At 69.2% G+C, this 8,345-nt stretch carries 8 protein-coding genes; all 8 read left to right on the forward strand.

Annotated elements, in window-relative coordinates:
• Positions 1–7: 7 nt before the first annotated feature.
• Positions 8–1,180, forward strand: coding sequence for an acyl-CoA dehydrogenase family protein (locus GZH52_RS07970; RefSeq protein WP_163315950.1), 1,173 nt, complete (start codon positions 8–10; stop codon positions 1,178–1,180).
• Complete coding sequence (locus tag GZH52_RS07975; protein WP_163315951.1) at positions 1,177–3,018, forward strand: long-chain-acyl-CoA synthetase; 1,842 nt, start codon at positions 1,177–1,179, stop codon at positions 3,016–3,018. The genes GZH52_RS07970 and GZH52_RS07975 overlap by 4 nt, the downstream gene beginning before the upstream one ends.
• A complete protein-coding gene (locus tag GZH52_RS07980) occupies positions 3,015–3,764 on the forward strand; it encodes an SDR family NAD(P)-dependent oxidoreductase (RefSeq protein WP_203525671.1) in 750 nt (249 codons plus the stop codon). Before GZH52_RS07975 ends, GZH52_RS07980 begins: the two co-directional genes overlap by 4 nt.
• 42 nt (positions 3,765–3,806) lie before the next feature.
• Positions 3,807–4,829 carry an MBL fold metallo-hydrolase gene (locus GZH52_RS07985; protein WP_163315952.1) on the forward strand — a complete coding sequence of 341 codons (1,023 nt, stop codon included), beginning with the start codon at positions 3,807–3,809 and terminating at the stop codon, positions 4,827–4,829.
• Between the two features lie 54 nt (positions 4,830–4,883).
• The gene (locus tag GZH52_RS07990) at positions 4,884–5,387 is read left to right on the forward strand and encodes a hypothetical protein (protein ID WP_163315953.1); all 504 of its coding nucleotides are present in this window, start codon (positions 4,884–4,886) and stop codon (positions 5,385–5,387) included.
• Between the two features lie 85 nt (positions 5,388–5,472).
• Positions 5,473–7,044, forward strand: a complete 1,572-nt coding sequence (locus GZH52_RS07995; RefSeq protein WP_163315954.1) for a FadD3 family acyl-CoA ligase — start codon at positions 5,473–5,475, stop codon at positions 7,042–7,044.
• Positions 7,045–7,076: 32 nt separating this feature from the next.
• Positions 7,077–8,186, forward strand: coding sequence for a Re/Si-specific NAD(P)(+) transhydrogenase subunit alpha (locus tag GZH52_RS08000; RefSeq protein WP_163315955.1), 1,110 nt, complete (start codon positions 7,077–7,079; stop codon positions 8,184–8,186).
• Between the two features lie 13 nt (positions 8,187–8,199).
• Positions 8,200–8,345, forward strand: a 146-nt coding sequence (locus tag GZH52_RS08005; protein ID WP_203525678.1) for a proton-translocating transhydrogenase family protein, incomplete at its 3' end; no start/stop codon positions are given.

The raw sequence follows: 8,345 nt of genomic DNA on the forward strand, positions 1-8,345 counted from the left end.
GGCGGCCATGCATGTCGAACTGACTACGGCGCAACAGGCGCTGAAAAAGGAACTGGCCGAGTATTTCGTCCGGCTGATGACGCCCGAGGCGCGCGCGCGCCTGGCCGAACCCGAGGAGACCGACCCGGTCTACCGCGAGCTGATCGGACAGGTCGGGCGTGACGGCTACCTGGCACTGGGCTGGCCCAAAGAATACGGCGGCGCCGGCATGGGGCCGATCGAACAGCTGATCTATTTCGAGGCGGTGGTGCAGTCGGGCGCGCCGTTCCCCTTCGTCACCGTCAACACGGTGGGGCCGGCGCTGATGGCGCACGGAAGCAGCGAGCACAAGGCGCGTTTCCTGCCCGGCATCGCGCGCGGCGACATCCATTTCGCGATCGGCTACTCGGAGCCTGACGCCGGCACCGACTTGGCCGCGCTGAAGACCAGCGCGGTGCGCGACGGCGACGACTTCATCGTCAACGGCAGCAAGATCTGGACCAGCCATGCGCAGTACGCCGACTACGTGTGGCTGGCGGTACGCACCGACCCGGATGCGCCCAAGCACAAGGGCATCACCATCCTGATCGTCGACACCAAGAGCGCCGGCTACTCGTGCGCGCCGATCTTCACGCTCGGCCACCGCACCAACGCGACCTACTACGACAACGTACGGGTGCCGGCGAGCATGGTGGTCGGTGAGGTGAACGAGGGCTGGAAGCTGATCACCTCGCAGCTCAACCACGAGCGCATCGGCCTGGGCGCACACTCGATGAAGATGATCGGCGTCTACCGCGAGGTGCTCGCCTGGGCGCAGACGCCCGGCGCGGCGGGGCGGCGGCCGGTGGATACCGGCTGGGTCGCCGAGCGGCTGGCCGAGGCGTGGTGCGAACTGGAGGCGATGAAGGTGTTCAACTACCGGCTGGCGGCGGACCTTGCCGACGGCCAGCTCGACCCGGCGCTCGCCTCGGCCGTCAAGGTGTACGGCACCGAGGCCGAGCTCACCGTCGCCAGGAAGCTCGCCGAGGTGGTCGGCACGGCGGGGCTGGTGCGCGCGGGCAGCGCCGCGGCGAGGCTTAACGGCCTGATCGAGGAGATCGTGCGCCATGTCACGATCACCACCTTTGGTGGCGGCACCAACGAGATCCAGCGCGAGATCGTCGCCCAGTTCGGTCTTGGCCTGCCGAGGGTTGCCAGATGAGCCCGCACAGCCTGATCCCGCCGAGGGAAGTCACCCAGGGCAAGCTCGACGTGCGCGCCGCGGTTGCCAACACCGTGCGCCCGAAGGACACGTATACCATCGCCGACCGGCTGGAGGCGCAGGCGGTCACCTTTGCCGACCGGCCCTACCTCTTGTACGGCGACGAGGTGCTGACCTTCGCCGACGTGAACACGCTCGCCAACCGTTACGCGCACGCGCTCGCCACGCTGGGCGTGGGCTCGGGCGACGCGGTCGCGCTGGTGATGGAGAACCGGCCGGAGTTTTTCATCGCCTGGTTCGCGCTGAACAAGCTCGGTGCGGTGTGCGGTTTCATCAACACCAACCTGACCGGCCAGCCGCTCGCCCACGCGCTCGCGGCGACCCGCGCCCGCGCGGTGGTCTGCGGCGACGAGTGCCTGGCCAACTTCGACGGCCTCGACACCGGTCACGTGCCGCTGTGGCGCGTCGCCGATGCGTCGCGCACGGCGCAGCCGCAGGCGCTCGCGCAGGCCGCGCTCGACCTGACGCGGCTGGCCCGCCAGAGCGAAACGGCCAACCCCGACCCGGCGCTGCGCGCGCAGGTGTTGGCCGAGGCGCCTGCGGTCTTTATCTGCACCTCGGGTACTACCGGCCTGCCCAAGGCGGCCAATACCAGCCATATGCGCTGGCTGAACGTCGGCGACATCATGCAGGTGACGCTCAAGGCCGGCCCGGACGACGTGTTCTACTGCTTTTTGCCGCTCTACCACGGTGCGGCGGCGACGTCCCTGGGGTCGACCGCGCTGCGCTGCGGCGGCGCGATCGTGATCCGCCGCAAGTTCTCGGTACGCGAATTCTGGGCCGACGTGCGCCGTTACCGGGTGACGGTGTGCCAGTACATCGGCGAGATCTGCCGTTATCTCCTGAACCAGCCCGAGGCGGCCGACGACCGCGAGCACACGCTGACGCGGATGATGGGCGCGGGGCTGTCGGCCGACATCTGGCAGCGCTTCGTCGATCGCTTCGGCGACATCGACGTCTTCGAGGGCTGGGGCTCGACCGAGAGCAACTGCAACATCATCAACGTCGACAACCGCGTCGGCTCGTGCGGGCGCATCCCGTACTGGGACCGCACCAACGTGCGCATCATCGCGTACGACACCGACGCGGACGCGCCCGCGCGCGACGAGGACACCGGCTTTTGCCGCCAGGTCGGCCCCGGCGAGGCGGGCGAAGTGGTCGGCTACATCATCCAGAGCGACGAGACCGGCGCCGGCCGCTTCGAGGGCTACACCTCGGCCGAGGCGACCCATCAGAAGATCCTGCGCGACGTGTTCGCGCCGGGCGACGCGTGGTGGCGCTCGGGGGATCTGCTGCGTTACGACGAGGACGGCTACTGCTGGTTCGTCGACCGCATCGGCGACACCTTCCGCTGGAAGAGCGAGAACGTGTCGACCACCGAGGTCGCCGACGCGCTGTCGGGTTTTCCGGGGCTCGAGGCGCTGACCATCTACGGCGTGCAGGTGCCCGGCCACGAGGGGCGCTGCGGGATGGCGGCGGTGGTGATGCAGGAGGGCCAGGCGTTCGACGCCGACGCGTTCTACCGGCTAACCGTCGAGCGCCTGCCGCGCTACGCGGCGCCGCAGTTCGTGCGGGTGCGCCGCGAGGCCGACATCACCAGCACCTTCAAGCTGCGCAAGGTCGATTTGATGCGCGAGGGCTACGACCCGGCGCGCTTTGACGAACCGCTCTACGTGCGCGTCGAATCCGCCGGCCGCTATGTGCCGTATTCGCCCGAAGCGCTCGAGCGGGCAGGTTTGCCCCCGTTCAACGCAGGCGAAGGGAAGGAGACCGCATGATGTTCTCACTGGCTGGACGCGTCGCGCTGGTGACCGGCGCCGGGCGCGGCATGGGGTTCGGGGTTGCCCAGGCGCTGGCGGAGCAGGGCGCGGCGCTTGTCGTCAACGACATCGACGCCGGGCGGGCGCGCGAGGCGGCCGGGGAACTCTCGGCGCGCGGGCACCGCGCGCTGGGGCTTGCTTGCGACGTCACCGACCGTGCCGCGATCGACCGCATGCTGATGCTGGTCGAGGAGGGGCTGGGGCCGGTCGACATCCTCGTCAACAACGCCGGGCTGCCGGCGGGCTGGCAGGCGGACAACCTCAAGTTTGCCCAGAGCCGTCCCGAGCACTGGCAGCGTTACGTCGAGCTCAACCTCTATGGGGTGATGCAGATGACGCAGGCGGTGCTGCCCGGCATGATCGCGCGCGGCCACGGCCGGGTGGTGATCGTCAGCTCCGAGAGCTGGCGCATGGGCACCGACATGGGGCTCGCCGCGTACGCGGCGTCCAAGGCCGGCGCCATCGGCTTCATGCGCCAGCTCGCCGCCGAGACCGGCCGCCAGGGCGTGACCGTCAACGCGGTGTCGCTGGGCACCATGAACAACTGGGAGGGCTCCGAGGCGCTTGCCGCGCGCATCAACCCGGTGCCGCGTGCCGGCTCGCCGCGGGACGTCGGTGCGGCGTGCGCCTACCTCGCCTCCGACGAGGCGTCGTGGGTGACCGGCCAACTGCTGCCGCTGAACGGCGGCTCACTGATGGCGTAAGCGCCGGGCAGCCCGGGCTGCCCGCTTTTGAATGGAGCACGCATGAGCGAGCCCTCCTTGCACTATCCGTTTGCCGACGCGCCCGCGGCCGGGCACACCTGCGAAGTCGCGCCGGGCGTGCGCTGGCTGCGCATGCCGATGCCGTTTCCGCCCGGCCATATCAACTTGTGGCTGCTGGAAGACGACGGCCGCTGGGCGATCGTCGACAGCGGCCTCGCCACTGCCGACACGCGCGCGCTGTGGGCGCGCCTGCTCGCCGACTACCGGCCGTCACGGCTGATCTGCACCCACTTCCACCACGACCACGCCGGGCTCGCCGGCGAGCTGACGCGCGAGTACGCGATCCCGTTCTCGATGTCGCCGCCCGAATGGGCGGAGCTGATGCGGCTGGCGCGCCAGCATTCGGGCGACGACGCGGCCTCGCGCGCGTTCTTCCTGCACCACGGCCTGCCCGCGGCGACGCTTACCGCCGCGATCGCCGCGTTCAGCGACGAGGGCTTCGCCGGTGCGCCGCCCGACGCCTACCACGCGCTCTTCGCCGGCGACACCCTGCAAATCGGCGGCGCCAGCTGGCAGGTGCTGGTCGGCGAAGGCCATTCGCCCGGCCATGTGCTGCTGTATTGCGCAGAGAAGAGCGTGCTGATTGCCGGCGACCAGCTGTTGCCGAAGATCACGCCCAGCGTCGGCCTCAACGCCGGCAACGCGGCGGGGGATCCGCTAGATGGCTGGCTCGCGTCGATGCGGGCGCTGCAGGGCTTGCCCGCCGACACGCTGGTGTTGCCGTCGCACCAACTGCCCTTTGTCGGCGCCGGCGTGCGCGCGGCGCAGATCATCGCCTACCACGAGGCGCAGCTGACGCGCCTGCGCACGCTCGCCGCCGACACGCCCGGCTGCGCGCATGCGCTCGCCCGCGCGCTCTTCACGCGGCTCACCGGCGCGGTGTCCGAGCTGATGGCGGTGTCCGAAACGCTCGCGCACCTGCGCTACCTGGAAACGCGCGGGCAATGCCTGCACGAAACCGGGGCGGACGGCGTCGAGCGCTGGCAGGCCCATGCGCCGGCGTGATCCGCGCACTGAAGGCGCTGCCGGCTTTACCCCCCTTTTTAGAGAGGCACCACCATGCAAGCCCCCCCTCCGACCCTCGGCCGCGCGCTCTTGATCAACTGCGGCATCGTGCTGGTCGTCGGCGCCTACCTGGGTTTCCTCTACCTGGTGGGCGTCAAGGACAGCTGGATCACCTTCTTCTTCCTGTGGTACTTCGCGTCGATCCGCGGCGCCGAGCCTGACGCGTGGCTGCCGGCGGTGCTGGGCGCGCTCGCAGGCTACGCGTTCTCTTCGCTGCTGCTGGTGTTGCCCGCCGCCTTCGGCGCGGCGGCGGGTTTGGGCGCGTTCATCGCGCTGGTGTTTGTCGTCGTGCTCATGCAGGTGATGGGGCGGCTCGCGCTGTTGATCAACCCGGCGACCTTCCTCTTCATGATGCTGGGGACCATTCCGATGGTGCTGGGCAAGAACGACTTTGCCGCGCAGTTTTCAGCCTTGGCGGTCGGCATCGCGTTCTGGTCGGCGCTGATTTTCGGCGCGCGCTCGCTGTTCGCACGCAACGCCGCGCGCGCCGGCGCGTGAGCGGTTTGCGCTAGTCCTGGCGGACGATGAGGCAGCACCCGCCAGGGCCGAAGATAGGGTCAGCCCTATCTGACTGGAGTGAACCATGCTGCCTTCGATCCCCACCATTCCCCGCATGCTCGCGGCGTCCGCCGCGCGCTGGCCAGGGCGCGACGCGATCGTCGACGCCGGCCAGCGCATCAGCTACGCGGAGCTCGAGCGCCTCGCACTGAAGGTCGCTGCCGCCCTGGTCCGCCTCGGCGTGAAGCCTGGAGAGCGGGTCGCCATCTGGGCGCCCAACGGCTGGCAGTGGGTGGCCGCCGCACTGGGCATCCACTGCGCGGGCGCGGTGCTGGTGCCGGTCAATACCCGCATGAAGGCGCAGGAAGCGGCGTACATCCTGTCGCGCAGCCAGGCCAGGGTACTGTTCTGCGTGGACAGTTTTCTCGGCGTCGATTATCCGCAGCAGCTCGCCGGCCTGCGTCCGGAGTCGGTATCCGAAATCGTCAGCTTCGGCGCGGCCGACGCCGCCGCCGACGTGATGGGCTGGGACGAGTTGCTGTTCTGGGCGGACGACGACGCGCTTAGCGAAGTGCAGCAGCGGGTGCGCGCGCTGACCCCGGGCGACGCGTCCGACATCCTGTTCACCTCGGGCACTACCGGCTACCCGAAGGGCGTGATCACCGCCCACGGCCAGAACCTGACCGGGATGGCGATCTGGGCCGAGGCGATTTCGCTGTCGCCCGACGACCGCTACCTGATCGTCAACCCCTTCTTCCACGCCTTCGGCTACAAGGCGGGCTGGCTCGCCGGGCTGATGGCCGGTGCGACGCTGTACCCGATGGCGGTGTTCGATACCGACGAGGCCCTCGCGACCATAGCGCGCGAAAAAATCACCGTGCTGCCGGGCGCGCCGACGCTGTTCTACTCGCTGCTCGGCGCCGAAGCGCTCGCCACGACCGACATCTCTTCGCTGCGCGCGACGGTGACGGGTGCTGCGTCGGTGCCGCCCGCGCTGATCGAGCGCATGCGCAGCGAACTGGGCTTCGAGGTGGTACTCACCGGCTACGGGCTGACCGAGTCGTCCGGCATCGCGACGCTGACCCTGCCCACCGACAGCGCCCAGACGGTCGCGACGCGCTGCGGCAAGCCGCTGCCGGGGGTCGAAATCCGCATCGCGGACGGCACCGGCGCGCCGCTGCCCGCCGGCGAGGCGGGTGAAGTGTGGATCCGCGGCTTCAACGTGATGGCGGGTTACTTCGGCGACGCCGAGGCGACCGCCCAGGCGATCGACGCGGACGGCTGGCTGCACACCGGGGACGTCGGCGTCCTCGACGAAAACGGGTACCTCGCGATCACCGACCGCCTGAAGGACATGTTCATCGTCGGCGGCTTCAACGTCTATCCGGCCGAGGTCGAACGGATGCTCGCGCAGCACCCGCAGGTGGCACAGGCGGCGGTGATCGGCGTGCCCGACGCGCGCATGGGCGAAGTCGGCAAGGTGTACGTGGTGCCGCGCGCGGGCTTCGCGCCGACCGGCGACGAGATCGTCGCCTGGTGCCGCTCGCGCATGGCCAACTACAAGGTGCCGCGCGAAGTCGAGTTCGTCGCCGCCTTGCCGGTCAACGCGTCGGGCAAGGTGCTGAAAAACGTTTTGCGCGAGCAGGCGGCTGCCTGAACGCCCGGATTCTTACTCAAGGAAGGACCACCATGATCATTGCCATTGTCCGCGAACACGCGGACACGCGGGTCGCGGCGACGCCGGAGACGGTCAAGAAGTACGTCGGCCTCGGCCACAGTGTCGTCGTCGAGACGGGGGCAGGCCTTGCCTCGGCCGTGCCCGACGCGGCCTACGTCGACGCCGGCGCGACCATCGCCGCGAGCCGCGCTGCGGCGCTCTCGCAGGGCGACATCGTGCTCGCCGTGCGCGCGCCCGACGAAGCGGCGATCGCCGAAATGAAGGAGGGCGCGGTGCTGGTGGCCCAGCTCGCGCCGTACCAGAACACCACCTTCCCGGCCCTGGCCGCCAGGAAGGTGTCGGCGTTCGCGATGGAGCTGCTGCCGCGCACCACCCGCGCGCAGTCGATGGACGTGCTCTCCAGCCAGAACAACATCGCCGGCTACAAGGCGGTGCTGCTGGCGACGCATTACTACCCGCGCTTCATGCCGATGCTGATGACCGCGGCCGGCACCGTGAAGCCGGCGCGCGTGCTGATCATGGGCGTCGGCGTGGCCGGCCTGCAGGCGATCGCCACCGCCAAGCGCCTGGGTGCGGTGGTCGAGGCGACCGACGTGCGTCCGTCGACCAAGGAACAAGTCGAGTCGCTGGGCGGCAAGTTCATCGAAGTGCCGATGACCGACGAAGAGAAAGCGGCCAACGACGGCGTGTACGCCAAGGAAATGTCCGACGACTACAAGCGCCGCCAGGCCGAGCTGGTCGCCAAGCACGCCAAGGCGGCCGACATCATCATCACCACCGCCCTGATCCCGGGCCGTCCCGCGCCGCGCCTGATCGGCGAGGAAGTGGTCGCCGCGATGAAACCGGGTTCAGTGATCATCGACATCGCGGCCGAAGCCGGCGGCAACTGCGCGCTGACCCGTGCCGGCGAAGTGGTGCAGACCGACAACGGCGTGACGGTGGTGGGTCTTGCCAACCTGCCGGGCATGGTCGCGGCCGACGCCTCCGCCCTCTACTCGAAGAACCTCTTGACCTTCCTCTCGCTGATGCTCAGCAAGGAAGGCTTCAAGCTGGACATGGAAGACGAGCTGATCGCGGCGACGCTGGTGACCCACCAGGGCGAAGTGCGCTTCGGAAAATAAGGAAGGAAGACAAATGGTTGACCCGTTTATCAGCAGTTTCACCATCTTCGTGCTGGCGGTGTTCGTCGGTTACCACGTGGTGTGGAACGTCACCCCGGCATTGCACACCCCGCTGATGGCCGTGACCAACGCCATCTCCGGCATCATCATCGTCGGCGC

It is taken from the genome of Crenobacter caeni, from assembly GCF_010435965.1.
Taxonomy (GTDB): domain Bacteria; phylum Pseudomonadota; class Gammaproteobacteria; order Burkholderiales; family Chromobacteriaceae; genus Craterilacuibacter; species Craterilacuibacter caeni.

Bases quoted from the DNA above. Each gene is read 5' to 3' on its own strand.
- GZH52_RS07970 (WP_163315950.1), top strand. From the start codon at position 8: ATGCATGTCGAACTGACTACGGCGCAACAGGCGCTGAAAAAGGAACTG.
- GZH52_RS07975 (WP_163315951.1), top strand. From the start codon at position 1,177: ATGAGCCCGCACAGCCTGATCCCGCCGAGGGAAGTCACCCAGGGCAAG.
- GZH52_RS07980 (WP_203525671.1), top strand. From the start codon at position 3,015: ATGATGTTCTCACTGGCTGGACGCGTCGCGCTGGTGACCGGCGCCGGG.
- GZH52_RS07985 (WP_163315952.1), top strand. From the start codon at position 3,807: ATGAGCGAGCCCTCCTTGCACTATCCGTTTGCCGACGCGCCCGCGGCC.
- GZH52_RS07990 (WP_163315953.1), top strand. From the start codon at position 4,884: ATGCAAGCCCCCCCTCCGACCCTCGGCCGCGCGCTCTTGATCAACTGC.
- GZH52_RS07995 (WP_163315954.1), top strand. From the start codon at position 5,473: ATGCTGCCTTCGATCCCCACCATTCCCCGCATGCTCGCGGCGTCCGCC.
- GZH52_RS08000 (WP_163315955.1), top strand. From the start codon at position 7,077: ATGATCATTGCCATTGTCCGCGAACACGCGGACACGCGGGTCGCGGCG.